The organism is Vicinamibacterales bacterium (assembly GCA_036012125.1).
GTDB lineage: Bacteria > Acidobacteriota > Vicinamibacteria > Vicinamibacterales > UBA823 > UBA11600.
Window position 1 is genome coordinate 102928 of sequence record DASCOS010000004.1, and the last position, 24814, is coordinate 127741.

The following is a 24814-nucleotide window of genomic DNA, read 5'->3' on the forward strand; positions in this document are numbered from 1 at the left end:
TTCACTCAAAGTTTCCCTTGGAAACACAACAGCGAGCGCTCATCTAGCATCCGCAGTTGGTGTATTTCGGTTTGGGGAACTGCGAGTTTGGAGTTACGACTTTTTAATTTTTTTGGAGGTGTATTTTGAAACGAAAAACCAGATGGATTCTTGGCGTCGGAATTACCGTGTTTCTTTTTGGGCCTACTCTTGCTGCCCACTTGGCCGTCACCAAGACTGAGCCGGAAGCTAACACCACCGTAGAGTCGCCATCACTCGTGCAAATTTGGTTCACGCAGAAACCAGAACTGGTGGTGAGCACACTAAACTTGAAACAGGGCGACTTAGACGTCTCGATTAGTGACGTTGAGGCTGGTAGGGATAACTCACTTGTCGCTAGGGTGGACGATGTTCTGCCGTCGGGCAATTACATCGTAGAGTGGAAGACCGCCGGCGATGATGGCCATGTTCTAAGAGGCGAATTTTCCTTCAGTGTGTCAAATGTTGTTGCTCAACGGTAACTGACTGGGATGAGTTATAGAACCGCAAGGTTTGATTCAAGATGACACCTGAGACTGCCGTTACTGCCCTGTCAGGAGCCACGCGTTGGATGGCCTATGTAGGCGGCGTCCTTGCGGTTGGGGCATGCGGTTTTCGGTTCGCCGTGCTAACTGCTGTGCGCCGTTGCGAGGGGTCTGGTCAGTTCCACCGACGGGCCAGTCAAATAGGCCTCGGCGGCGCCATGCTGTTCTTTGTTGCCTCGCTCAGTCGGATTTATGTCCAGACCTACGTGTTCTTCGGTTCTGAACAAACCATCACAGTCGACTTATTACGAACGGTTGTTTTCCAAACCCGTTGGGGCAGCGGATGGATGTGGCAGTTTGCTGCCTCGGCGGCGTGTGTGGTCGCGTATTTGGCAATCCTTAGGTCGCCTCGACTTGGCTGGCCAGCGGCAATTCTCACAGGATTGGCGATATGCGCGACGAGTCCGCTGACCGGTCACGCGATGAGCCACGTCGTCCCTTGGCAGGCGGTGTCGTTGCAAGCATTGCATTTGGCCGGTTCAGGTCTTTGGCTTGGGACGCTAGTCATCGTTTTCTCCGTCATTGTCTGGCCACCAACTGATGGTGAGGCTCGTCCGCTAATTCAAGAGCCAACTGTCGTGGTGAATGCATTCTCTCGGGTGGCGCTTGCTGGTTGTGGTCTTTTAGTTGTTACCGGTTGTTTGACGACCTGGCTCTACATTGATGAAATGACCGTGCTGTGGACCACTGCTTACGGTCAGACTCTTCTAACCAAATTAGGACTGTTTCTAGCCGTTGCGTCCTTGGGGGCGTACAATTGGCGACGACTCAAGCCCCATCTAGGTAGTCCCAGTAAGACAGCGTCACTTCTTCGATCCGTAGCCGCAGAATTGGTGCTGGCTGGCATAGTCCTAGCGGTGACGGCGTTCTTAGTGGGGTTACCATTACTCGCGCAATGAGGATCGCTATCGTGTCCGCGCCAGACTGTTTACACTAGAGAGTTTGTGATTTCCGATTGATTTGCCAAAGGAGCGTTATGGCTGCGTATACCTGTCCGAAGTGTGGGATGAGCGTGGGGACGATGACCTGTGGAAAGTGCGGGAAAGAGTTAGTGCACGATACGTTGATTTTAGATGGGAAGGCCGTGCACATTTCGAAGTGCCCTGATGATCACGGCAAGATTAAGTCGCCGATGTGTTGCGGCGAAGATATGACTTGCGCCGTGTAACTGCGGGCATTTAATAGCAGGAAAAAGGAGGCAGAGACATTAATTTCTGCCTCCTTTTTTTCTAGTCACTCAATGTGCGGGATAGGTAGCTCTTCAGACGCTGCCATGCATTGAGGGCGGGTTCTGTGCGTGTATCAGGTTCTTGGTCTACAAACAGCCAGAACCCGTGGTTCACCTCGTCGTAGATGTGGACATCATTCTCAATATTGGCCGTCCGTAATGCCTCGACGAACTGTTCGACATCTTGGGGCGGAATCCCTGCATCCTCCGCAGCGAATGTACCATAGACCTCATGCGTGATCCGCTGCAGTATCTCTGGATCCTGCACGAGTTGCCCATAAAACATTGCTGTGCCTTCGTGCATGTCACCGTCAAGACCATAGCTCAGCGCGATCCCGCCGCCAAAACACCAACCCATTACCGCGACCTTACCGCTCGTGTCGACTCGGTCGCGTAGATAGGCGGCCGAGACGTTCAGGTTGGTGACCACCTGATCCATGTTTGCCCGAGCCTCTCGGGTCAAGGCACGATTTTCGTCAGGGTTACTTCCTGTTCGACCCTGAAAGAGATCGGCCGCAAGTGCGACATAGCCTTCTGCTGCGAGTGCATCAGCCACTTGACGCACCCGGTCTTTTAGGCCGTCCCACTCATGCACCAAGATAATCGCAGGGTGTGGTCCGTCACCATCGGGTAGCGCAAGATAACCTGTGGTTGCGGTATCTCCAGGTAGGTAATGGAGCGCCTGACCCTGTGGGGGCGGTGCGGTACCGAGTAAGGCGGCCGGCAACTCGTCGTCGGTCGTTGGCTCATGCACAATGCGCAGTTCTGCTGAAGGCGCCGGCGTTTCCTCGGTGGCCTCATCAGCCGGGGCTTCACCATCTGCGCAGGCGCCGGCGAGACTGAAACTACTAGCCAGCAGCGCTGACAAAAAGCCGCGCATCCAAAAAGACATTGTGGTTGACATGATTTATCTCCTTCAAAATCACTCAGGCTTGCAGTTATCTTGGTAAGCCCTGATCAATCTATCACGCTGCAACACTCCAGAGTGACACTCACTGCAAATGCGTTGTCCTCTCGTTCATCGAGCGTGCTCGCATCGAGGGAATCTATGTCGACCAGCCAATTTTTGCCACCTGTGGCATGATTGACTGGATCACCTGTTCTTGGAATGTCTTACTAAAGATATCCGCTTGGCGAAACTTCTTAACGAATCTGTCGTGTCGGAGCCTAAAGACCTGTTGCCCGAGGTCGGAATTGATGACCTCGAAGAACCCTTGCGTGCAGGGGCAGCCCGCGCGGGTTGGACGACTCTCATGCCAGTGCAGGCGATGGCGATTCCGTATCTGCTGGCCCGCCGGGACATGCTGATTCAAGCTCGGACTGGCAGCGGCAAGACCGGTGCGTTTTTACTGCCGATGCTAAAACGCCTGGATCGATCGCATCCTCACTGCCAAGCTCTCGTGCTTGTGCCGACCCGCGAACTCGCGAGACAGGTGTGGCATGAGGCCGAGACGCTCTGCGGGGATGCTGGTCTGCGCCACGTTCCAGTCTACGGTGGTGTTGGTTACGGCCCGCAGGTTGACGCGCTACGCGACGGGGCGCACATCATCGTAGGCACACCGGGTCGCGTGCTTGACCATTTACTCAAACGGACGATGTCGTTCAAGCACCTCAAGATGGTCATCTTTGATGAGGCCGACAGGATGTTGTCGATGGGCTTCTATCCGGACATGAAGGAAATGCAACGGCACTTTCCGGAGCGTCGACTGCACAGCTGTATGTTCTCAGCGACCTTTCCAGACTTTGTCATGCGCACTGCTCGGGAGTTCCTTCACGAGCCCGAGTTCCTATCCCTCAGCCGCGACCACGTCCATGTGACTGATACCGAGCACGTGTACTACATTGTGCCCGGGATGGATAAGGACCGCAGTCTAATGCGTATTATCGAACTGGAAAATCCGACGTCAGCCATCATTTTCTCGAACACGAAGTCGATGGTGCACTACGTGTCCAATCTGCTGAAGAACTTTGGTTACGACGCTGACGAATTGAGCGCGGATTTATCCCAGGCTGAGCGCGAACGCGTGCTAAAGCGTGTGCGACAGGGATCGCTTCGGTTTCTCGTGGCAACCGACGTAGCCGCACGTGGGCTCGACATTCCCGACTTGTCGCACGTCATTCAGTATGAGCCACCAGCCGACATCGAAGGTTACATTCATCGTGCGGGCCGGACCGGTCGGGCCGGTGCGACCGGCATCGCCATGTCGCTTGTCACAGAATTAGAGTGGTTCACGCTGAATAAGATTGCAAAGGCCTTTGGTATTGAGATGCAGGAACGCCCCTTGCCAACGCCGTCGGATGTAGAAACGTTGGTGGCGGAACGTGTCACCGTCCTACTCGAGGCAAGACTCCGAGACCGGGATGCGCTGAAACGTGAGCGGAGCCAGCGATTTATTGCGCTTGCCCGGCAACTGGCTGAGAACGAAGACGAGTCTGCGCTCATTGCCATGTTGCTTGATGACTACTACCAACAGAGCCTTCATGCGCCACTTCACCGACCAACTGAACCGCCGCTACCCAAGAAAAAGGTCGGCACCCCCCGACCGCGACGGCGTTCTTCGGGACGCTCACCGCGTCGATGAGGCCACGAGGTATGACCAACCCTCCACCTATCAGTTTCATGGCGCCCTGGCGGCGTCGCGTCCATGAAATTGTGTTCGAGGCCGACACAGCTGCCGGCAAGCTGTTTGACGTCTTGTTGATTACGGCGATCGTTATCAGCGTGACAGCGGTGATGCTCGATAGCGTCACCTCGATTCACAACCGCTATGGCCAAGAGTTACTCCTGTTGGAGTGGGTCTTCACCATCCTTTTTACGGTCGAGTATGTCGTTCGGCTAATCAGCGTACAAAACGCGCGACGTTATGTGACTAGTTTCTTCGGCGTGGTGGATCTATTGGCCATTTTACCCACCTACCTTAGCGTTCTTATGCCAGGCAGCCAGTCGTTGCTCGTGATTCGTGCACTGCGTCTATTGAGGGTCTTCCGTGTATTAAAGCTTGCTAGTTACGTGAAAGAGGGCGATTTCTTGATGGCAGCCTTACGGGCAAGCCGCGCGAAGATCACCGTATTTGTGAGTTCCCTGCTGTCAATCGCGGTCGTTGTTGGCTCCGTGGTGTATCTCATCGAAGGCGAGGCGAGCGGTTTTACAAGCATTCCGCGAGCCATGTACTGGGCAATTGTCACGATGACGACTGTTGGATACGGCGACATTGCGCCGGCGACCACGTTGGGCCAGGTTGCGGCTGCAGGGTTGATGATCCTAGGTTACGCCATTATCGCCGTGCCGACTGGTATCGTCTCGGTTGAATTGGCTAAGTTAAATCCAATTTCGAAGGTGTCGACACAGGCCTGTCTCGTGTGCTCTCGAGAAGGCCATGATCACGATGCCTCTTACTGTAAGTACTGTGGCTCAGCACTATATGCTGACGGCGAGTCGGGGAGTTCTTGATCGCGCACCCTCGACTATTGAGAACTACAGTCGGATTGCGAACACTGGTGGGCAGCCTTTGCTAATTGGTCCGTAGCAAAAGCGACCAACAGGTTGCATCGGTCGACTGCCTCACGTAGGCTTTCAGTTAGACGTTGGTTATCTAGCGTCGCTTTTGCTGCAGAATATCCCCAAAGCTTATGAACCGCACATTGTTACAGAAAGTCTGGGACGCACACCGAGTGCGCCATCTTCCAACTGGTCAGACCCAGATGTTCATTGGTCTTCATCTTGTGCATGAGGTGACAAGCCCACAAGCCTTTGACATGCTGCGCGGCCGCGGATGGAAGGTAGAATTTCCCGAACGGACGTTTGCCACTGTTGACCACATCGTGCCAACCCGTGACCAGACTCGGCCATTCGCCGACGTGCTTGCTGAAGAGATGTTGTCGGCACTCGAGCAAAACGCGAAGGAGTTCGGGGTACCGCTTTGGGATCTATCGAGCCCAAGACAGGGCATTGTCCACGTGATTGCTCCAGAACTCGGACTGACGCAACCGGGCATGACAATTGCGTGCGGTGATAGTCACACGTCCACGCATGGGGCGTTTGGTGCTGTAGCGTTCGGCATCGGCACGTCGCAAGTCCGCGACGTTCTGGCATCACAGTGTCTAGCTATCGACCCCTTAAAGGTGCGCCGGATTGATGTGACGGGTTCTCTTGGCCACGGCGTCTATGCAAAAGATGTAATTCTCGAGATTATCCGTAGGCTTGGCGTAAAAGGTGGAGTTGGCTACGCCTACGAGTATGGTGGTGAAGTTCTCGATGGTATGACGATGGACGAGCGAATGACCGTGTGCAACATGTCGGTTGAGGGTGGCGCGCGCGTTGGTTACGTTAACCCCGACACCACGACGTTCGCCTATCTCGATGGTCTACCGTTCACGCCATCCGGTGAATCATTTGAAACGGCTAAAACTTGGTGGGGGTCAATGGCCTCAGACACTGATGCCAACTACGATGATCGCGTCCAGATTGATGGCACTGCCCTAGCGCCGGTCGTCACTTGGGGAATCAACCCGGGTCAGTCGGTCCAGGTCGGTGAGACAATCCCAGCGCCAACAGATGTTGGAGCAAAGGATCGGCCAGCGGTTACTGAAGCTCTGGAATTTATGGGACTTGATAGTGGCGCACCGATCGCCGGCACCAAGATTGACGTAGCGTTTATTGGCTCATGTACGAATTCCCGGCTGACAGATTTGCGCGAAGCCGCTCAAGTTATCGCCAAAAAACGAGTTTCACCCCACGTCACTGGTTTGGTCGTGCCCGGGTCGCAGGCAGTTCGTGTGGCTGCTGAGCAGGAGGGTCTCGATGAGATTTTCCGTGACGCTGGCTTCGAATGGCGCGGTGCGGGTTGTTCGATGTGCCTAGCGATGAACCCCGACAAGCTTGAGGGCCGTCAGGTGTGCGCGTCGTCGTCCAATCGCAACTTTAAGGGTCGCCAAGGAAGTCCCACTGGCCGGACTCTCCTCATGAGCCCCGCAATGGTTGCCGCTGCGGCAATCGCTGGTGAGATAACGGACGTACGTGCACTCATGCCAGTCAAAGAGGGTGCGTGATGGGTGGTCAGAGCCACGCCGTGCCGAAGATTGAGCGTATTACCGGCACCGCGGTTCCGATGCGCGGCCAGGACATCGACACCGACCGGATTATTCCGGCCCGCTTTCTTCGGTCGGTGCGGTTCGAAGGGCTTGAGGCGCACGTATTTGAGGATGACCGAAAAGCGCTTATCGAAGCGGGTGCGCGGCATATCTTTGACCAGGCCCAGTATCAGGATGCGTCGATTTTGTTGACCAACGCGAATTTTGGCTGTGGTTCTTCGCGTGAGCACGCGCCTCAGGCACTGAAACGCTGGGGCATCGAAGCTTGTGTCGGCGAATCGTTCTCGGAGATTTTTCTAGCGAATTCAACGGCTTTAGGACTTCCGTGCGCGACAGCGACGCCCGAGATAATCGAAGGACTAATGCACTCAGTGGAGGAGCAACCTTGCCTGCCGATGGTTTTCGACCTCCACGCTCTAAGTATCCAAACCGGCGGTCAAACGGTTGAAGTGTCGATGGCGCCTGCCCCGCGCGAAGCGCTTCTATCCGGGACCTGGGATGCGACCGGTCTTTTGCTTAGTCAGTTTGGCGAAGTTCGAGCCGTTGCGGAAAAGCTACCTTACGTCACTGGTTTTTGAGTCCGTTGCAAATCCGTCCTTTTCGTTGTTTTAATCCAGTTTGCGTGCCGCTTGCTTCGCGGAATCAAGAAAGGCAGCTGCAGCGCGTGAGAACTCGCCAGACCGCCGGTAGACCAGTCGCACCTGACGCGGTAGGCGAAGCTGTGAAACCTTGACAACGGCAACTTGCTGACGAGAGATTTCTGTGAGAGCGCACCGGCGTGGCAGTAAGGCGACACCAAGCCCCATTTCCACCGCGCGCTTAATGCCATCGAGACTCGGGAATGACATCTGTATGTTTATTGGCGCATGACGCTGCTCGGACAGCCGCAGCACGCGCTCCCGTGCGGGGGACGGATCATTGTGTGCGATCACGGTCTGTCGTCCGAACTCCTCCATAGAAATTTCTTTCCTGGCAGCCAAGGGATGGTCTGGGCTGGTGAGTAAGACGAGTTCGTCGGCTCCAATTGCCACTGAATTCAAGCCGCGCTCGGCTGGATCAAACGTGAGTACACCAAAATCCAGTGCTCCGTTAATCACCTCGTTTGCAACTTGTCGCGCGGGGATACGCCGTACTTCTACCTGGGCGTCCGGATGTGCGTTACGGAAGTGGCTTACGATGGGTAGTAATACATGCACTGCAGCCTCGTTAGCGCCGATCGTCACGCGCCCACGCCGGAAATCTTGTAACTCGCGGACCGCGTTTTCTGCTTCGTCGCGTAATTCAGTCAGGCGCCGTGCATAATCGAGCAGGATACGCCCTGCCTCGGTCAGTCGCCCGCCTTTCGAGGTGCGGTCAAAAAGTCGTTCGTCTAGTTCCTCCTCGAGGCGCCTTACTGCCTGACTGACAGCCGGCTGGGTTCGGTGCAGCTTCGCGGCAGCACGTGAGAAACTACGCTCTGAAGCAACAGTTAGAAACGTTTGCAGCTCAGCAAGATTCATGGGCAGATTTCAGGCTCGAATATATAATATCTATTTATTAAATAGTAATAATTATAATCTTGACGAAGGTTCGATTTGGGGCGTACAAGGACACTTGAGGGGTTACCTTTCATGACGACTGAACGGTTGCAGATTTTTGACACGTCGCTGCGTGACGGTGAGCAGGCGCCGGGATTCTCTCTGCGAATTGATGAAAAGCTCAGGTTGGCCAGGCAGCTTGACGCGTTGGGCGTCGATATCATTGAGGCTGGTTTTCCGATCGCGTCGAAGGACGATGCCGAGTCCGTGCGTCGAGTAGCGAAGGAGGTCAGGCGACCAGTAATTGCGAGTCTGGCGCGCTCCCGGCGCGCTGATATCGAATGTGCCGGTGAAGCCGTTGAAGGTGCTGAGCGCAGTCGAATTCACACGTTCCTCGCCACCTCCGACCTCCACCTTGAGCACAAGCTTCACATGTCACGCGAACAGTGTCAGGAAGCTGCGGTCGATGGTGTGAAGCTGGCTCGACAGTACACCGACAATGTTCAGTTTTCAGCCGAGGACGCATTGCGCACGGACATCGACTTTCTCTGCCAGGTCGTCGAAGCGACGATTTCGGCTGGTGCGACAACAATCAATTTGCCCGACACGGTTGGCTACTCGACACCGGATGAAATTTTTGATTTCTTTACAACCATTATCACGCGTGTCCCGAACTCCGATAAGGCTGTTTTCAGTGCGCATTGCCACGACGACCTTGGCCTCGCCGTTGCGAATACTTTGGCGGCGTTACGGGCAGGTGTAAGGCAAGTTGAATGCACGATTAATGGGATTGGTGAGCGCGCCGGCAATGCGTCGCTTGAGGAGATTGTAATGGCAACTCGGGTGCGGGCAGACCGTCTACCGTTCGCGACCGGAATCAACACGGAGGCCATTTATGAAACCAGTCAATTGCTCTCAGCGTTGACTGGTGAGGCGGTACAGGCCAATAAGGCGATCGTTGGACGTAACGCGTTCGCTCACGAGGCTGGTATCCACCAAGACGGTATGCTAAAGGATCGACGCACTTACGAGATTATGAAGCCTGAAGATGTTGGGGTTTCGCAGACTACACTCGTGCTTGGTAAGCATTCGGGACGGCATGCCGTGCAGAATCGCTGCGTGGAACTCGGCTACGAACTTAGCCGGTACGAGCTTGATCAGATTTATCAACGCATGATCCGTCTAGCCGATGCCCAGAAGACCGTTGGTGATGAGGACTTGGTTGCGATGATCGAGACAGTGCATATGGAGGAGACTGAATCAGAATCAACAGCAGCCGGTGCCAAGTCGGCATAAGGGACTCGGGTCGGCAAGAGGTATCGCCTAGTTCATCCAACGCAACATCAAATCTGCATTGACGGGAACGTTCATCTGCCTATAGGTCTGGCCGATTCCGTCGTGTCTTGGTCGGAGAAGAATGGGGAGTTCGATGAAGGTTGCCACAATTGCTCTATTGCCGGGAGACGGGATCGGCCCGGAGGTGACTGCTGCTGCCAGTAGCGTCCTGAAAGCCGTGGAGGATCGTTTCGGTCACGCTTTTGACCTTCGAACCTATGCGGTGGGTGGTGCGGCGCTGGATGCAGGCTACCCCCCATTGCCAACCGAGACGCTTGAGGGTTGTCTCGGAGCCGACGGAATCTTCCTCGGCGCGGTTGGCCATCCCAAGTTTGACGACAAGGCGCCAGAAGAGCGCCCTGAAGCGGCAATTTTAAAGCTCCGCCGTGAGCTGGAGGCATTCGCAAACCTTCGGCCTGCGCGGGTCTGGCCGGGCCTAGAAAATGGAGGCTCACTTAAGCCTGAGGTCGTGAAAGGCGTCGATATCTTAGTTGTCCGTGAGTTAACTGGTGGTTTGTACTACGGCCTGCCTCGTGGCGTTGCTGAAGACGGTCAGTCAGCCTTCAACACCATGCGCTATTCGGTTGAGGAAATCGAACGGATCGCCACCGTCGCGTTTGAAAGTGCACGCCTCCGCGGGAAACGGGTCACCTCTGTAGACAAAGCCAACGTCCTCGAAACCTCAAGACTCTGGCGGAAGGTTGTGACGGACGCCGGTAAGCGGTACCCGGATATTGAACTAAGCCATGAGTATGTTGATGCATGCGCCCTGCTAATTGCGTCAAAACCTGATCGTTACGATGTCATCCTTACGGAGAATCTGTTCGGCGATATTTTGTCGGATGAATCCGGTGCCATTGTGGGTTCGTTAGGCCTGTTGCCATCGGCGAGTGTCGGCGGAAAAGTCGGCCTCTTTGAGCCGGTTCACGGGTCGGCACCAGACATCGCGAACGAGAACAAGGCAAATCCGATTGGTGCAATTGGCTCAGTGGCGATGCTCTTGCGGCATTCACTGAAGCTAGACGTTGAGGCGACGGCTGTGGAGCAAGCGATCGGTGATACCCTTGCGGCCGGTTATCGTACGGTCGACTTGGTCCCGATGGACAATAAGCCACCGGTCGGCTCAAAGGCGATGACTACCGCCATCATCGAACAATTCCACGCTGCAGCATAAGGTCACAGACTAGAAACCGGTTGCTGCGGTATCCTTAGGAACGGGCTGTGTTCTAGGCGCAGTGCCATGACAGGTGAGGTGGCCGAGAGGCTGAAGGCGGCGGTTTGCTAAACCGTTGTAGGGGCTTAAACCTCTACCCAGGGTTCGAATCCCTGCCTCACCGCCAGTTCTGTATTGGTCGCCCTACGTGTGACGCGGGTGTGCCAAGAGCGTCAAAGGAGCGATCTTTCTCTCATGTTCTGGCGAAGAACACGTGAGGATTGTGTAGTAGAACCTTCGGGGACCCTCTCGAAGGGGGCAGGAGGCACTTGAATCGACCACCGAAGGCCTTCTCGAGGGACTTAGACCATCGAAGGGGCGCGAGGTGGTGCTTGAGAACTGCGTTCTCTGTCACTCGACAGCGATCATTCTTTCGAGTCACATGAACCGCAACCGGTGGGACGAGGTGATCACTTGGATGCAAGACGAGCATAACCTGTGGCCGCTTGAAACTGTCGACCGAGCACTTATCCTAGATTATCTTGAAACCACCCAAGGAGAGTTGGCATTTAACGATGACCAACTCAATCTAAGATCGAGTCCATGGGCTTGGCCTTTCTACCGACCGAATCCGATCTGGTAATAGTTTGGTAGCTGTTTATCGCACTCTTTCCGGCGCGTAGAGTGGACGCAGCAGTGATGATGCTAGCTTAGGTCGGAATTCGGGACTTGGGTTGAGAAACTCATGAAAGGGGCATGATGATATTCAGAAATCGCACAGACGTTGCCACACTAATCACTTTGGCTGTTCTAATCGTTGTAATCCCGATGATCGTCGCGTCGGATGGCAAGGCATCCACGCGGCAGGTAATGGAAGAGCGGCAGGTTATCAGGCCCGAGACCTACCCATATTTCGGACTGCCCTACAGCCCAGGTATTCTGACCGGCGACACCTTGTACATCGCCGGACATCTCGGACGCGATCCGGTAACTACCAATTTGGTGTCTGGTGGCATCGAATTAGAAACGCGGCAATCCCTGGCGAACATCCGTGAGGTGCTGCTGGCTGCCGGGATGGATTTTGAGAACGTCGTATCGGTGACCGCCTACATAGTGGACATCGATGAATTCGCAACGTTCAATGAGGTGTACCGTGAGTATTTTCCCGAGAATCCCCCTGCGCGGGCGACCGTCCAGGTGGCGGCGTTGAACGTTGGTGCAAAGGTCGAACTACAGATGATCGCGGTCCGCTAGGCTAACGTATCAACTGCCTGAATGAGCCCCTTGATATAACCATACCCGAACGCAAACGCCTGACGCCCATTCGGGTCGTCTGGGTGGCGTGGCATATGATCGGGCATAACCATATAAGGGTAATCAACTTCCTTGAGGGTCATCATGACTCGCACCATGTCCATGTCACCCTCGTCGGGGAAGACCTCCTGGAAATCGTCTCGCCTGCCGAGGATGTTACGGAAATGGATATTGAAGATCTTTCGCCTCGAGCCAAAGTAGCGAATTACGTCGTGAATCTCCTCGGCAGGATTTTCCAGCATCTCAGCGGTGGTACCCAGACACAGATTGAGACCGTGGTGTGAGTTTTCCTTAATGTTCACGAATTTTTTGAGGCCGTCGACTGTACCGAGTACCCGGGCAATGCCATGAAACCCCTCGGGCGATACCCCCGGGTCGTGTGGATGGCAGGCCAGTCGAATGTCGTATTCCTCGGCCACTGGGATGACCCGTTCGAGAAAATACGTGATGCGTTCCCACATTTCATCTGCCGCCACTTCACCCGCGCGCGTCTCGATATTCGGGTCGGCATCCACCAAGCGCCATGTACTGTAGCTAGTGCCGCCACGGCCACGCGTGGGATCGGTACGGAGTACGCCCAGTAATGATAGGTTGTACTTGATGGCCGGAATACCAGCTTCGGAACAGCGCCGAATAATCTCGCAGGCTTCGTCAATCTCCTTTTGACGCTCAGGATCCTGACCTAGCATGATTGCCTTACGGTCGGCGCGATCGATGTGTGACGATGACATGAACGGAAACTGGACCATGTCCAACGAAATGCCGTGCAATTCGCAACGCTCACGCAGCTGCTGTAGCCGTGGTCCCGTCCAGCCGTCAGTTTCTGGATAGCCGCAGATGTGTTCAATGCCGTGACGCCTGAAGTACAGCAACATCTCATCGGTCGTCGGTGACCGCTGGGTACCCACCGTCATCCGAACCCGTGGTCGGCGCTTGGCTTCGGGAAGCGTTCTGGTGACTTGGCATCCTGTAATGGAAAGCGCTCCTGCCACTCCACCAGTCAACGACACAAATGTTCGTCGGTCCATCCGTTTATCCTTTCTTTTATGGGAACCTAGACAGCATACACTCGATAGGCTTCAGAACTGGCCATAGTTGCATTGATCAGGCGGCCTCACATACTCTTCCGGGACACAAAGTTCGAGTCGGGGGTGCACAATGGTGGGTATGAGAACGCGAAGCACGTTGGTCGGTGTGTATTTGTCCATGACGGTTGTCTTAAGCCTTGGGTGCGGTCCCGGGCTCGAGCCAGCCGACCTCGTGTTGCATAACGGCAAGATTGTGACAGTCGACGACGCCAATCCCGAGGCGCAAGCGTTAGCAGTGCGTGGCAATGAAATCGTCGCAGTTGGCACGAATGACGAGGTTGACGCCTACCGCAGTGAGATGACCACGGTCATCGACCTAGATGGGCGGCTGGCTATTCCGGGTTTCATCGAGGGTCACGGCCACTTTCTCGGTGTCGGTAACGCGCAGATGCAATTGCGCCTAATGGACACGCAGAACTGGGAGGAGGTCGTGTCGATGGTGGCCGCGGCCGTCGAACAGGTAGAGCCGGGTCAACTTATCCGAGGTCGGGGCTGGCACCAGGAGAAATGGGACCCGCTGCCGGAGCCGAATATCGAAGGCTTTCCCTTTCACGACCGTCTGAGTGAAGTTTCACCTGACAATCCGGTGTTGCTGACCCACGCCAGTGGGCACGCAACGTTTGCGAACGCTCGGGCGATGGAGATGTCAGGCATCACGCGTAACACGCCGAACCCCGACGGTGGCGAAATTCTTCGGGATTCCCGCAATAATCCGATTGGTGTATTTCGAGAAACAGCATCCCGCCTGCTGAGTGCCGCCTCAGCTGATGCGACTCCACCGGACCCCCGTCGACAAGTCGAACTGGCTGTGGCGGAGGCCCTATCCAAGGGCGTGACCAGTTTCCAGGATGCGGGCTCGTCGTTTGAGACTGTCGATCTGTTGAAGAGCATGGTGGATGACGGAAGCTTGGGGATTCGACTTTGGGTAATGCTCAGGGAATCGAACGAGGCTTTGGCCGCGCGAGGCGCCGACTATCGGATGGTTGGCTATGGCGATAACCATTTGACAGTACGGGCGATTAAGCGCTCTATCGATGGAGCACTGGGCTCCCGCGGTGCCTGGCTTCTGGAACCGTACAGTGACTCGCCGGAGAGTACTGGATTAAACACGACGACACCGGAGTCGATTAGCAACACAGCTGCTTGGGCGATTGCTAATGATTTTCAGCTGTGCGTCCACGCGATTGGGGATCGCGCTAATCGAGAGACGCTCGATATTTTTCAGCGTGTGTTTGAGGCGAATCCGGATAAAAGCGACCTCCGCTGGCGGGACGAGCACACCCAGCATCTGCATCCTGATGACATTCCACGCTTTGCAGAACTCGGTGTGATCGCATCGATGCAGGGGGTGCATTGCACGTCTGATGCGCCCTACGTGGTGGCACGCCTTGGTGAGCAGCGTGCCGAGCAGGGTGCTTATGTCTGGAAAACGCTGCTAGAAACAGGGGCGGTGGTTTCCAATGGTACCGACGCACCAGTCGAGGACGTTAGTCCACTCGCTAGCTATTACGCAACGGTATCGCGCAAGCTAGCCGATGGGTCCGTGTTCTACCCCGACCAGCGACTCAGTCGGTTGGAAGCACTCCAGACCTATACCATCAATGCGGCGTTCGCAGCGTTTGAAGAGGATATTAAGGGCTCGTTGAGCGTTGGGAAGCTTGCGGATATCACCGTACTGTCGAAGGATGTCATGACGATTTCAGAAGACGAGATTCCGTCAACCGAGGTGTTGTACACGATCGTAGGTGGCAAGGTGATGTACTCGCAAAGCAACTAATGGATTGAATGGTGGAAATGGCGGCAAATGGTCGGTCAGCGTCGTGGTGGCCGGATGTTGAAACCGGTGTCGACGCCGAAGCGCCGGTAGTTGGAGTAGGTCGCCTCACACCGAATCGTCATCTTGGAACTCGCGAAAAACTGTCGTTGAGACGGGATTTCAGCCGACACGGTGGCCCCCCGGATCGTTGACTGGCCGGGTTGAACTTTTACGTCCACGCTGTAGTGTTCTGTCATCGTTGCCGGTACTAGCATGCCCATCGACTCATTGTGTTGGTAGCGCACGCGCATCTCGATCGTGAGTCCAATTGCGTCGTCCTCCACCAGAAAATCAGTCTGCAAGACACGCCCGGTGGCCGGTTCAATCCAGAACGCACCATGTGAGAGGAGACCCTGCTTCTGAGCATCCTGAATCAACGCGGGCGAGTCGACGGCCTGAAATGCTATGACCCAGGTCTTGAGATCACCCAAAAGCTCCTCCTGGGTCTTTTCCAGGACCAACCGTGACCTTTCTCGGTTGGTAAGTAGTTGCAAGGCCATCGTTGGCACATTCAGATCCCGGCGAATGAAACCGATATTGAAACGCGCGCTCTCAGTTCGAAGCTTGAGTTCGAGCGCCGCAGGGACATCTGGTGTTTCCTGGAACAGATCCGCGAGGCGTTGTTCGCGGTCTTCGACTGGCTTCCCGTCCACCTCGATAACATCGCGAAACACGAGCCAACGCTCGTCATCGGGAGGACTAAACACGAGGAGTTCTGAGTCCATCCGTCTCGTCCGCCCGGGATCGACTGCTTGCGTATACTCTTCGTCGGCGATGATGTTGCCCAAATCCTGCTGATAGATTGACACGTAGTCAGCAGCACGAGCGAGCACGGTCTCGAGAGAAGGTGTCTGAGCTCGAACCGGTTCCCGGTCGGCCAGCACCGCAAGAAGGGTCAGAGCCAACACTACTAGGCGAGCAAACGACACTGGCATAACTGTTCCCGCGCAAAATCGTATCGGAATTCGCTACACGGTGAGGTGTCTAAACGCCCACATTGAATTACCGACTCCCCGCACACCACAAAATAATGCTGCGGGTATTTGGAAGGGCAGGCCGTAGGTGGCAGCATAAAGTGGGGCCTTGATGGATACATACCTGCCTTGTCCTAGATAATAATCATACTTTGTAATGCGTTGCCGCTGGTTGCGTTCCATAGTAAACCCATGGGACGCTTGTAGTGAAAGTGAAGAAGTAGTAATACGAAATCGATTCAAATGTCAGTAACCCCACGCCTTCGTTTCGCACCCTCACCGACAGGTTTCCTACACATCGGCGGTGCCAGGACGGCACTGTTCAACTGGCTCTACGCACGCCGTCACGGAGGTGTTTTTATCCTCCGAATCGAGGATACCGACAGCCGTCGTTCCTCAGAGGACCTAGTGGCTGGTATCCTCGGCGGATTGCGCTGGCTAGGGATCGATTGGGATGAAGGCCCTGGCGTGAACGGTCCGCATGGTCCCTATTTTCAATCGGCCCGCCTAGAGAACTACCGTGTGGCCGTTGACCACCTCGTGGCCAGCGGCCACGCATACCGTTGTTTTTGCCAACCCGAGGAACTACAGGCGCGTCGGGCAGTTGCGCAGGCCGAGCACGCAGGTTGGATGTACGACCGTACATGCCTTCACCGCAGCGACAAGGCACTGGCGCAGCTAAAGAGCACTGGTGTCCCGCATGCGATTCGGTTCAAAGTGCCTAAGGGACGCACTCGATTCGACGATGTTGTTCGTGGTTCGATCGAGGTCAACAACGCGACCATCGACGATTTTGTCCTCCTACGCTCGGACGGTCACCCCACCTATCACCTGTCGGTTGTCGTTGATGATGTGGACATGGCGATAACTCACGTCGTGCGTGGTGACGACCACACCTCGAACACTCCCAAGCACGTATTACTCTTCAGAGCACTGAACGCGAAACTACCTCAGTTTGCTCACGTGCCACTTATTTTCGGAGCTGACAAGAAACGATTGAGTAAGCGGCACGGTGCAACCTCGGTCGCTGAATTTCAACAGTTGGGCTATCTGCCAGACGCTTTGGTGAACTTCTTAGCCTTACTCGGTTGGTCACCGGGTGAGGACCAAGAGATGTTAACGCGCGACGCACTGGTGCAGGCATTTACACTGGAAGGAGTCAGCGGCGGCAATGCTGTCTTCGATCAAAAGAAGCTCGACTGGTTTAACAGCCGGCACATCGAATTACTCCCGGCGGACGAGATCATCGACAAGATCCAGCCGCTCCTCGAGGAATCGAGACTATGGCGTGAGGAGTACGCCAGCGTAGGGGACTCACGCACGAGGCTCGCCAGCATTATCAATCTACTAAAATCACGTGCCACAGTTCTTCCCGACTTTGTTGAGTACGGCCGACCGTTCCTAGTTGACGAAGTGACATACGAGCCAGAGGCTGTGAAAAAGCGGTTATCAGTAGTTGGCCTAGCCGATCACGTTGCTGCTCTTCGCGAGGCGTATGCTGCGCTTGAGGAAGACCGATTCGACTCCAGTTCCTTGGAGCGTGTACTTCGGGGCATCGCCGACAGCAGAAGCATAAAGGCTGGTGTCCTAATCCACGCCACCCGAGTTGCCATGACCGGGACTACCGTCAGCCCTAGCCTCTTTGAGATGGTTGAACTCATGGGTCGGGCTAAGACGATCGGTCGGCTAAAAGCACTTGAGCAGTTTCTTGCCGAGCAGCCACCGCTCGACTCACTGTCGTGACCGAGCCGCTCATTACCCCAAACGACTACCGGCGGGCCTGTCGTTATTTGACAGCTCGCGACCCCGTCATCGCGGCGATCATCCGTCGGCAGGGACCATGCGGAATGGGACGCTTCAAGCGGACCGACCCCTATTTAGCCCTGGTGGAAGCTATTGTCTGGCAGCAACTGTCGGTTAAGGCTGCAAAGACGATTTATACGCGTCTCTTGGCTAAGTTTCCTGCTGACGGTGGTCTCACTGCGGCCGCGCTTGGTAAGACCCGCCGCGCTCGGCTCCGTCACGCCGGGTTAAGTTGGGCGAAGGTGGATTATCTGAAAGACCTGTCCGAGAAGGTCAACCGAGGCACCCTTGACTTGGCCGCGCTTGAAACCGAGTCTGACGACCAGGTCATTTCGGTGCTGACATCGGTGAAAGGGATTGGTCGCTGGTCGGCCGATATGTTTCTGATGTTCCGACTCGGCCGGCCCGACGTGTTTCCTGTCGGAGATTTGGGGATCGTTAAGGCAATGCAGAAGGCCTACCGGATGCGTAAACCACCCACTCCTCAACGTATGTTCAAGATCGCCGAACCTTGGCGACCTTACCGCTCGGTGGCATCTTGGTATCTCTGGGAGAGCGTCGAGAATGCGCCGTTGGACGGGTGATGACTGAACTAGGCCACGGAGACTTAACGTTCCCCGCGGGCCAGTTCATCATTGATCACTGTTTCGAAGGTTTCGAACGGTAGGGCGCCAGAGATCATCCGACCGTTGATGAAGAGCGTTGGCGTAGACGTCACACCGTAGCTTTCCGCCTCCGCGATGTCCTGACGCACCAAGTCTGCTGTCTCACCAGAATCCAAACACGCATCGAACGCCAACTGGTCGAGGTCTAACTCTCCGGCGTATCGCTTCAGGTCCGGAATCGCCAGTGCCCGTTGGTTCACGAACAGCTTATCGTGGTACTCCCAGAACCGCTCTTGGGCATGCGCGCACTGAGCCGCCTCGGCCGCTTTGAAGGCTTGGGGGTGGGTGCTTAGGGGCAGGTCCTTAAAGACGAAGCGCACTCGATCACCGTATACCTCGGTGATTCTTTCGAGGGTCGGACCGACCCTCCCACAAAACGGTCACTGAAAGTCGGAGAATTCGATGATCTCCACGATGGCGCCCGACGTACCCTTGATTGGGTCGGTCGGCGCGCGTGCAATGGCCATCCGCGGTGGCTCAAGGAGCCGTTCAACTCGCACATCCAGACTATCTGACAGCTCAGCGATCAGCGTGGCACGTGCTTCTACAGACTGCTGCTGCTGCAAGAAGTTGTTGATCGGCCTACGCAATTGTTCAAGCGTACGCCCCTGGGTCTGTTGTTCCCCGAGGCTACTGTAAAACCGCTCAACGTCAGTATCTGTAATCGGTGTCACTCGGGCCGACATTTCCTGTCGTAGAAGCGTCTCTGGGGTGAGACCTCGATTAGCGGCTTCGATCTCGAGGATCTGATTACCCACAACCATGTCAAGATAAAGGACCAACGCATCGTAGCGTGACTGCGAGACCTGCATGAACGACCCGGCGTCGATCTCACGCCAGTGTTCCTCGACCTCGCCGAGCGTAATCTCACGATCACCCACACGCGCGACGACCTCATCCGATAAACCGAACTGTTGCTTAGAAAGAAGAGCCCCCACGCCCACGACGAGGAGTAGCACGCACGACCAGAGCACACCGCGCTTCAGGCCCATCCCGGAAGACTGACCCCCAGTTGGAACATTCGACGGTAGTTGCTCACTATCAGCCATATCGTATAAGACGCGCCCTGCACCCTTCTGGCTTGGTAGCGTCATGCCAGCATACCGGCCGCCGAACAGATTCGCAAATGCGGTGAGTATAAATCGTACAGGGACGATCCCCGCTCTTGTAGGGTAGCTTCACGCTATTTATAATTGGGGTTTCTGAGTCCCACCGCGGCCGATACTGGGAGGTCGTTCAATGGTAGGACACGCGGCTCTGGACCGTGGAATCGGGGTTCGAATCCCTGCCTCCCAGCCAACTTCTCGCCCTGCGAGTTTGTGATCCCTTTCCAGCGCTCCGGGCATCAGGCAGAAAGTTCGATACGTACCCCGAAGGCCAGCACGCTCTCGGGAGGCATGCCGGTCATAAATCGAAAAACTCTCTAAAAGAAGCGAAGCGAATAGGACACTTTCACCCCGCGCCCGATTTCTGGCGCGAGGTCTTTGATGAATGATGTGTGGAGCCGATAACTTTCGTTTGTCAGGTTGTACCCCGAGACGGCCAGAATGTGGGCCATGTGCTGCATGGGCCATACATACGAGGCTTTAATGTTTAGAAGAGAATAACCATTAGTAGGAGTTTCATGGCGATCCACCTTGTTTTGTTTGGCAGATACGATCCACCCGGGTGTAACCGTCAATCCTCGATAGGGGAAATTGAAACTCAACTGCGCACGGAGTGGAGGAATCCGAGGGAGTGCTTGCTGTGTCGTAGTCAATTCTGCATTTACAAGTCCGATGCCCAAATTTGCCCAAACGGAGGTGCCGAGTCGAGCGCTCGCCTTGGCATCGAATCCGACAAACCGCGCGTCACCTTGAAGAAAATTAGCAACACGCAACTTGTTCTTGATTTGGTTGGTTTGGGACGGGAACACAAAGTTGTCGATGTCGTAGATATAGAAGTTGAAATCGCCACGAAGTCGGGTTGCCTGGTGCCGAAGGCTCACATCGAGTCCTAGGGTGGATTCAGTGTCCAGGTTGGGATTGCCAACCTCGAAGGTGAGGTTGCCAACGTGCGGACCAAAATTGTAGAGCTCCTCTAGCGCCGGGGCTCGGTATGAACGGGTCAGGTTGACGACGAAGGCACCGGTTTCGCCAAGGTCAGTCTGGAAACCCACTGAACCTGACGCGGTGGTGAAGTCACGGTTACGCACGGCCGGTGCCTCAAGGTGGTCGTCGTCATGGTCGTCGTGGCTGGCCTGACGCGCCGCAACCGAGTAGGCGTTGCGTTCGATACGCCCGCCAAGTTGAAAGCGGTATCGACCAAAACTTAACTCCTCATAAGCAAAGGCGGCGAGCGACACTTGATCGGTCGCAGGCGCCAGCGCTTCCTCTCCCTTGGCAACGTAATCACGAAATTGAGCCCAGACGCCGAACTTCCCCGCGACTCTATTGGTCTGTCGTTGATCCATTTCTATCCGCGCGATATAGCTCCGATTGTTGAACGTTGTCCCAATGGTTTCAACGCCCTTATGGTCAACGTCGAGTTCATCATGCTGCCAGTCGACGACTTTGGTTACCATGCGGAGCGAGTTTACGAAACGATTGTTTAGATCGCGCATTCCAACTTCGATGTTACCCACCCGTCGTGTTGAGCCGACGTCGATGGTGCCCTCCTCTTCATGGTCCTCTCCGTGGTCATCTTCGTCATGGTCGCCATGTCCATGGAAGTCCTCGGCGAATGGAACGCCATAGCGGCCATCCTCAATAGTTACCCCACTGCTCACAAACAGATGCTCGCCAAAGTAGCCGACACCAGCTCGACCGTTTGACAGACGGGTCGCCGAATTCTTGATCTTGCCGGCCGGCGTGTTGTAATCATCGGTTCTCCGTGTGCCACCGCCGGCCCACATCATGAGCGGTCCCTGGGCATGTTGCATGCTGCCATTGGTTCCCGCCTGCCGGTTGGCGCTTCCCCCATCAACACTGAGTTGCCCGCGCGTTCCCTCGGTCAGCGTATTACGGTAGCTTTCGTGCGGTGTGATGGTGTTGATGACACCACCTACTGCGTTGGACCCATAAAGTAGAGTTGCCGGTCCTCGCACAATTTCGATGCGTTCGAGCCCATTCGGGTCAACTGACGTACCGTGGTCCGCGGATTGACTGGCCAAGTCGCCGGTGCGGACTCCGTCTTCCATCACGAGTACCCGGTCACCATCAAAGCCGCGAATGATCGGGCGACTTGAACCCGGACCGAAGCTCCGCTTCCAGACCCCCGGCTCATTTTCGAGTGCCTCTCCAAGGGACCCCTGGGCATCAGTGACAAGATCGAACGCGTCAAGTGTACTGATGGCATTGAACGCTTCATAGGTTGTGGCGGAATCCGCTACCGTACCCGTGACGGTCACTTCCTCGTGCACGGGCGAAAGTGCCAGTTCAAACTCGACGGTCGTCGTTTCCCCTGCAAGGATTGTGATTGCTTGGCGACTGGCAGTGAGGTGCTCGCGTTGTGCCAAGATTTCATAAGTGCCAACGGGCACGTCCTCAACAACGAACATGCCCTCTGCGTTGGTCAACACCGTCTGGCCGGGTCCAATCACCAACACCAATGCTCCGGCGATGGCATCGCCGTTCTCGGTCAGCGTAACGCTGCCGCGGACAGTGCCAGTGCTCTGGGCCCATGCCGGCGTCCAGGCAAGACACACTAGGACCCCACTTACGAGTAGTGTGCTTCGGACGATTCGAAAACAATTCCACATGTGTTGCTTTCCCGAAACTCAAGTTACCTCTGTGCCGGACGGCGCTCACCTTTCAGTCGGCCAGGCAGTCAAATCACAGGAGAGGCCGACTTCTAAGCGAACAACTAAAACGACTAAAGGTGGTGGAAAAACTAGGCGGGTGGGCCGCGAGCAGGATCGTTCTGGCCGTAATGGGAAGTGATTGTATCGGTCGAGTGAACCAGTATGGGCGATTCAGTCCAGTCTGCTGGACTGAGCAGGGGAGTCGCGGTCAGGGAATTGACAGCCTGATGCCGCAGTTGGCAAATCGCACAATCTTGGTCTGACCCATGATCTGGGTGCAAGGGGCCAGCAATGGAGGCCACGGCGACCACCGCAACCACCAAAACGACAGTGAGGCTACGAAAAACACGGCCGTACGGAAGCATTGTCTCTCAGAAAAAGCCCTAAGTGGATCGAGGATATTAGGAAATCCGATTCTTTGTCAAGTAAACGAAGCTTCTCCTTGACAGCGTCGCGCCTCTCACCAGATCATCGCCGCATATATTAATTATTTGCGCACTGTTATCTTTTTAATCGTTATGAATGACCGTGAACTCGGCTTGGGTCGGCGGATTACCCGCCGTGATTTCGTGCAGGGTGTTGCGGTGCCGGTCGGAGGGTCCCTTGTGCTTCCTCGCTGGACCGAAGCGCTGGGCGAAGATATCAACGCCGACGCACCGTCCACAGAAAATTACCCACCTTTACGCACCGGGATGCGTGGAAGTCACGCTGGCTCGTTCGAAATCGGCCATCAGCTCCGTGATCAACGGGGCTGGGATTTCTCGGATGCCGTTGACACGGGAGAGCGCTACGACTTGGTCATTGTTGGTGGAGGCATCAGCGGGCTCGCTGCAGCGCATTTCTTTATCAAGTACGTTGGTCGCGACTCGCGAGTGCTAGTTCTCGACAACCATGATGATTTTGGCGGCCACGCGAAGCGAAACGAATTTCACCATAAGGGGCGAACCCTGGTGCTTAACGGTGGAACGCTGAACATTGAATCACCCGAGCGCTACAATCAGCCATCACAGCAGCTCCTCCAGGACATTGGTATTGACCTCGGTCGGTTCCTCTCGGACAACGCAGATTCACGACAGATGTACCGGCGGATGGGTCTTGGCTCCGCTTATTTTTTTGATCGTGAGACGTGGGGAGTAGACCGGCTTGTGAAGAATGACCGTGGTGGTTTCACGGAGGCGTTTGTTGCCAAGACGCCACTCTCTCCGGCCGCACAGCAAGATTTGCTGAGGTTGAATGGGTCAGATCAGCGCGACTATTTTTCTGGCCTGACCTCGGCCGAAAAGAAGGTACGACTAGCCAAGATGAGCTATGCCGACTTTCTGCAAGACCTTGCCAAGGTTGACCCGCAAGTGCTGTGGTTCTACCAAGGAACAGGTGCAGGTAGTTTCGTCACGGGGATTGACACACTACCCGCGCTATTTGCTTGGGAGATGGGTCAGCCTGGGTTTGGTGGCTTAGGTCTCGAACCAACACCAGACGGTATGCTGGCCGACCTTCCCGGTGGACACCACGGACGGCAGAGGCCGGGCGCTGGTTCCGTCCATTTCCCCGACGGTAACGCCACTGTTACCCGCCTGATGGTTCGATGGTTACTCCCAGATGCCGTGCCGGGTTCAACCCAGGAAGACGTCGCCACAGCTCACGTGGACTATGGCCTACTGGATCGTCTAGGGCAGACTGCACGAATTCGGCTCGATAGCACTGTCGTTCGTGCGAGACACACCGGGGCCAGTGGTAGCGATGCAGTGGAAGTGAGCTATGTGCGCGACGGTCGGACCCACCACGTCCGGGGTCGTCACGCGGTAATGGCCTGCTGGAACCGCATGATTCCGTATCTGGTTCCCGAACTGCCGGCCACCCAGAAGGAAGCCCTGCGGTTCGGTGTCAAGGCGCCACTCGTCTACACAAGTGTCGCGATACGCAACTGGAAGGCGTTTGCGAAGCTAAGCGTGAGCCGCGTCAGCGCGCCGACGATGTACCACGCTCGCGTGAGGCTTGACGAGGCAGTTAGCCTGGGCGACCTGCGACACGCGGAGAATCCCGAGGAACCGATCGTGCTGAGTCTTACGCGCTACCCGGTTACCCCTGGTCCACCCCGGAAGGTGCAGTATCGCTTAGGCCGCGAAGACCTTCTCTCGACCTCGTTTGAGACGTACGAACGGAAGATCCGCGACCAACTCGGGCGCGTGCTCGGTGACGGTGGGTTCGACCCCGCACGCGATATCATTGCTATTAGCGTCAACCGTTGGCCACACGGTTACTCCTATACTTACAACAGTCTGACCGATCCGCTGGAATGGGTGTTCACGGCGAGCGATGAGCGTCCGTGTGTCAAAGCTCGCCAGCCGTTTGGCTCAATTGCCATTGCCAACGCCGACGCTGCCGCGAGTCCGCATACGGACGCCGCGATTCTCGAAGCGCACCGTGCCATACAGGAGATCATCCACCGCCGAGCCATGCCGGCGCTCGGTTAGTTAACGAAAGGG

At 55.7% G+C, this 24814-nt stretch carries 20 protein-coding genes, 2 tRNA genes and 1 pseudogene; 16 read left to right on the forward strand and 7 right to left on the reverse strand.

Annotation, left to right across the window (positions count from 1 at the left end):
- The first annotated feature begins 125 nt into the window (after window positions 1–125).
- Window positions 126–500, forward strand: a complete 375-nt coding sequence (locus tag QGH09_01715) for a copper resistance protein CopC (protein ID HJO16903.1) — start codon at window positions 126–128, stop codon at window positions 498–500.
- A gap of 41 nt (window positions 501–541) precedes the next feature.
- A complete protein-coding gene (locus QGH09_01720; GenBank protein HJO16904.1) occupies window positions 542–1462 on the forward strand; it encodes a CopD family protein in 921 nt (306 codons plus the stop codon).
- Window positions 1463–1792: 330 nt separating this feature from the next.
- Here QGH09_01720 and QGH09_01725 read toward each other — a convergent pair whose 3' ends face one another.
- Complete coding sequence (locus QGH09_01725; protein HJO16905.1) at window positions 1793–2695, reverse strand: dienelactone hydrolase family protein; 903 nt, start codon at window positions 2693–2695, stop codon at window positions 1793–1795.
- Window positions 2696–2921: 226 nt separating this feature from the next.
- On the opposite strand from QGH09_01725, the gene QGH09_01730 reads away from it, so the two are divergent.
- From QGH09_01730 to QGH09_01745, 4 genes are all read left to right on the forward strand, one after another.
- On the forward strand, window positions 2922–4373 hold the full coding sequence (locus QGH09_01730; GenBank protein HJO16906.1) for a DEAD/DEAH box helicase: 1452 nt from the start codon (window positions 2922–2924) through the stop codon (window positions 4371–4373).
- Window positions 4374–4384: 11 nt separating this feature from the next.
- The gene (locus QGH09_01735; GenBank protein ID HJO16907.1) at window positions 4385–5242 is read left to right on the forward strand and encodes an ion transporter; all 858 of its coding nucleotides are present in this window, start codon (window positions 4385–4387) and stop codon (window positions 5240–5242) included.
- Window positions 5243–5421: 179 nt separating this feature from the next.
- Window positions 5422–6840, forward strand: a complete 1419-nt coding sequence (gene leuC, locus QGH09_01740) for a 3-isopropylmalate dehydratase large subunit (protein HJO16908.1) — start codon at window positions 5422–5424, stop codon at window positions 6838–6840.
- The gene (locus QGH09_01745) at window positions 6840–7460 is read left to right on the forward strand and encodes a 3-isopropylmalate dehydratase small subunit (GenBank protein HJO16909.1); all 621 of its coding nucleotides are present in this window, start codon (window positions 6840–6842) and stop codon (window positions 7458–7460) included. Before leuC ends, QGH09_01745 begins: the two co-directional genes overlap by 1 nt.
- A 30-nt stretch (window positions 7461–7490) precedes the next feature.
- On the opposite strand, the gene QGH09_01750 is transcribed toward QGH09_01745, so the two are convergent.
- A complete protein-coding gene (locus tag QGH09_01750) occupies window positions 7491–8381 on the reverse strand; it encodes a LysR family transcriptional regulator (protein ID HJO16910.1) in 891 nt (296 codons plus the stop codon).
- 111 nt (window positions 8382–8492) lie between these two features.
- On the opposite strand from QGH09_01750, the gene QGH09_01755 reads away from it, so the two are divergent.
- The 5 genes from QGH09_01755 to QGH09_01775 all read left to right on the forward strand — a co-directional run bounded on the left by QGH09_01755 (window position 8493) and on the right by QGH09_01775 (window position 12141).
- A complete protein-coding gene (locus QGH09_01755; protein HJO16911.1) occupies window positions 8493–9695 on the forward strand; it encodes a 2-isopropylmalate synthase in 1203 nt (400 codons plus the stop codon).
- 133 nt (window positions 9696–9828) lie between these two features.
- The gene (gene leuB / locus QGH09_01760) at window positions 9829–10908 is read left to right on the forward strand and encodes a 3-isopropylmalate dehydrogenase (protein ID HJO16912.1); all 1080 of its coding nucleotides are present in this window, start codon (window positions 9829–9831) and stop codon (window positions 10906–10908) included.
- 72 nt (window positions 10909–10980) lie between these two features.
- Window positions 10981–11074 (forward strand) — tRNA-Ser (locus QGH09_01765).
- A 255-nt stretch (window positions 11075–11329) separates the two neighbouring features.
- Window positions 11330–11530 carry a hypothetical protein gene (locus tag QGH09_01770; protein ID HJO16913.1) on the forward strand — a complete coding sequence of 67 codons (201 nt, stop codon included), beginning with the start codon at window positions 11330–11332 and terminating at the stop codon, window positions 11528–11530.
- Window positions 11531–11643: 113 nt separating this feature from the next.
- Window positions 11644–12141, forward strand: a complete 498-nt coding sequence (locus tag QGH09_01775; GenBank protein HJO16914.1) for a Rid family detoxifying hydrolase — start codon at window positions 11644–11646, stop codon at window positions 12139–12141.
- Here the strand turns inward: QGH09_01775 and QGH09_01780 are convergent.
- Window positions 12138–13229 carry a mannonate dehydratase gene (locus QGH09_01780; GenBank protein ID HJO16915.1) on the reverse strand — a complete coding sequence of 364 codons (1092 nt, stop codon included), beginning with the start codon at window positions 13227–13229 and terminating at the stop codon, window positions 12138–12140. The genes QGH09_01775 and QGH09_01780 overlap by 4 nt on opposite strands.
- Window positions 13230–13368: 139 nt before the next feature.
- Here QGH09_01780 and QGH09_01785 point away from each other — a divergent pair, with 139 nt between their 5' ends.
- Window positions 13369–15066 carry an amidohydrolase gene (locus QGH09_01785; protein ID HJO16916.1) on the forward strand — a complete coding sequence of 566 codons (1698 nt, stop codon included), beginning with the start codon at window positions 13369–13371 and terminating at the stop codon, window positions 15064–15066.
- Window positions 15067–15101: 35 nt separating this feature from the next.
- Here QGH09_01785 and QGH09_01790 read toward each other — a convergent pair whose 3' ends face one another.
- Window positions 15102–16040, reverse strand: a complete 939-nt coding sequence (locus tag QGH09_01790) for a hypothetical protein (GenBank protein HJO16917.1) — start codon at window positions 16038–16040, stop codon at window positions 15102–15104.
- Window positions 16041–16322: 282 nt separating this feature from the next.
- Here QGH09_01790 and gltX point away from each other — a divergent pair, with 282 nt between their 5' ends.
- Both gltX and QGH09_01800 read left to right on the forward strand, forming a co-directional pair.
- Window positions 16323–17822 (forward strand): glutamate--tRNA ligase, encoded by a 1500-nt coding sequence (gltX, locus tag QGH09_01795; protein ID HJO16918.1) that lies wholly within the window; start codon window positions 16323–16325, stop codon window positions 17820–17822.
- Window positions 17819–18466, forward strand: a complete 648-nt coding sequence (locus QGH09_01800; protein HJO16919.1) for a DNA-3-methyladenine glycosylase — start codon at window positions 17819–17821, stop codon at window positions 18464–18466. The genes gltX and QGH09_01800 overlap by 4 nt, the downstream gene beginning before the upstream one ends.
- A gap of 23 nt (window positions 18467–18489) precedes the next feature.
- Here QGH09_01800 and QGH09_01805 read toward each other — a convergent pair.
- Window positions 18490–18915, reverse strand: a pseudogene (locus QGH09_01805) (DsbA family protein).
- A gap of 12 nt (window positions 18916–18927) precedes the next feature.
- Window positions 18928–19641: a hypothetical protein gene (locus tag QGH09_01810; GenBank protein ID HJO16920.1), complete on the reverse strand. Its 714-nt coding sequence runs from the start codon at window positions 19639–19641 to the stop codon at window positions 18928–18930.
- Between the two features lie 131 nt (window positions 19642–19772).
- Here QGH09_01810 and QGH09_01815 point away from each other — a divergent pair.
- A tRNA-Gln gene (locus QGH09_01815) sits at window positions 19773–19846 on the forward strand.
- A 124-nt stretch (window positions 19847–19970) separates the two neighbouring features.
- On the opposite strand, the gene QGH09_01820 is transcribed toward QGH09_01815, so the two are convergent.
- The gene (locus QGH09_01820) at window positions 19971–22286 is read right to left on the reverse strand and encodes a TonB-dependent receptor (protein HJO16921.1); all 2316 of its coding nucleotides are present in this window, start codon (window positions 22284–22286) and stop codon (window positions 19971–19973) included.
- Window positions 22287–22846: 560 nt separating this feature from the next.
- Here QGH09_01820 and QGH09_01825 point away from each other — a divergent pair.
- A complete protein-coding gene (locus QGH09_01825) occupies window positions 22847–24802 on the forward strand; it encodes an NAD(P)/FAD-dependent oxidoreductase (GenBank protein ID HJO16922.1) in 1956 nt (651 codons plus the stop codon).
- Window positions 24803–24814 lie beyond the last annotated feature (12 nt).

Excerpts from the sequence above, each read along its gene's own strand:
- QGH09_01720 (HJO16904.1), top strand. The coding sequence starts at position 542 with ATGACACCTGAGACTGCCGTTACTGCCCTGTCAGGAGCCACGCGTTGG.
- QGH09_01790 (HJO16917.1), bottom strand. The coding sequence starts at position 16,040 with ATGCCAGTGTCGTTTGCTCGCCTAGTAGTGTTGGCTCTGACCCTTCTT.
- QGH09_01825 (HJO16922.1), top strand. The coding sequence starts at position 22,847 with ATGAATGACCGTGAACTCGGCTTGGGTCGGCGGATTACCCGCCGTGAT.
- QGH09_01745 (HJO16909.1), top strand. The coding sequence starts at position 6,840 with ATGGGTGGTCAGAGCCACGCCGTGCCGAAGATTGAGCGTATTACCGGC.
- QGH09_01725 (HJO16905.1), bottom strand. The coding sequence starts at position 2,695 with ATGTCAACCACAATGTCTTTTTGGATGCGCGGCTTTTTGTCAGCGCTG.
- QGH09_01780 (HJO16915.1), bottom strand. The coding sequence starts at position 13,229 with ATGGACCGACGAACATTTGTGTCGTTGACTGGTGGAGTGGCAGGAGCG.
- leuB (HJO16912.1), top strand. The coding sequence starts at position 9,829 with ATGAAGGTTGCCACAATTGCTCTATTGCCGGGAGACGGGATCGGCCCG.
- leuC (HJO16908.1), top strand. The coding sequence starts at position 5,422 with ATGAACCGCACATTGTTACAGAAAGTCTGGGACGCACACCGAGTGCGC.
- QGH09_01785 (HJO16916.1), top strand. The coding sequence starts at position 13,369 with ATGAGAACGCGAAGCACGTTGGTCGGTGTGTATTTGTCCATGACGGTT.
- QGH09_01735 (HJO16907.1), top strand. The coding sequence starts at position 4,385 with ATGACCAACCCTCCACCTATCAGTTTCATGGCGCCCTGGCGGCGTCGC.
- gltX (HJO16918.1), top strand. The coding sequence starts at position 16,323 with ATGTCAGTAACCCCACGCCTTCGTTTCGCACCCTCACCGACAGGTTTC.
- QGH09_01820 (HJO16921.1), bottom strand. The coding sequence starts at position 22,286 with ATGTGGAATTGTTTTCGAATCGTCCGAAGCACACTACTCGTAAGTGGG.
- QGH09_01755 (HJO16911.1), top strand. The coding sequence starts at position 8,493 with ATGACGACTGAACGGTTGCAGATTTTTGACACGTCGCTGCGTGACGGT.
- QGH09_01770 (HJO16913.1), top strand. The coding sequence starts at position 11,330 with ATGAACCGCAACCGGTGGGACGAGGTGATCACTTGGATGCAAGACGAG.
- QGH09_01775 (HJO16914.1), top strand. The coding sequence starts at position 11,644 with ATGATGATATTCAGAAATCGCACAGACGTTGCCACACTAATCACTTTG.
- QGH09_01810 (HJO16920.1), bottom strand. The coding sequence starts at position 19,641 with ATGACGCTACCAAGCCAGAAGGGTGCAGGGCGCGTCTTATACGATATG.
- QGH09_01750 (HJO16910.1), bottom strand. The coding sequence starts at position 8,381 with ATGAATCTTGCTGAGCTGCAAACGTTTCTAACTGTTGCTTCAGAGCGT.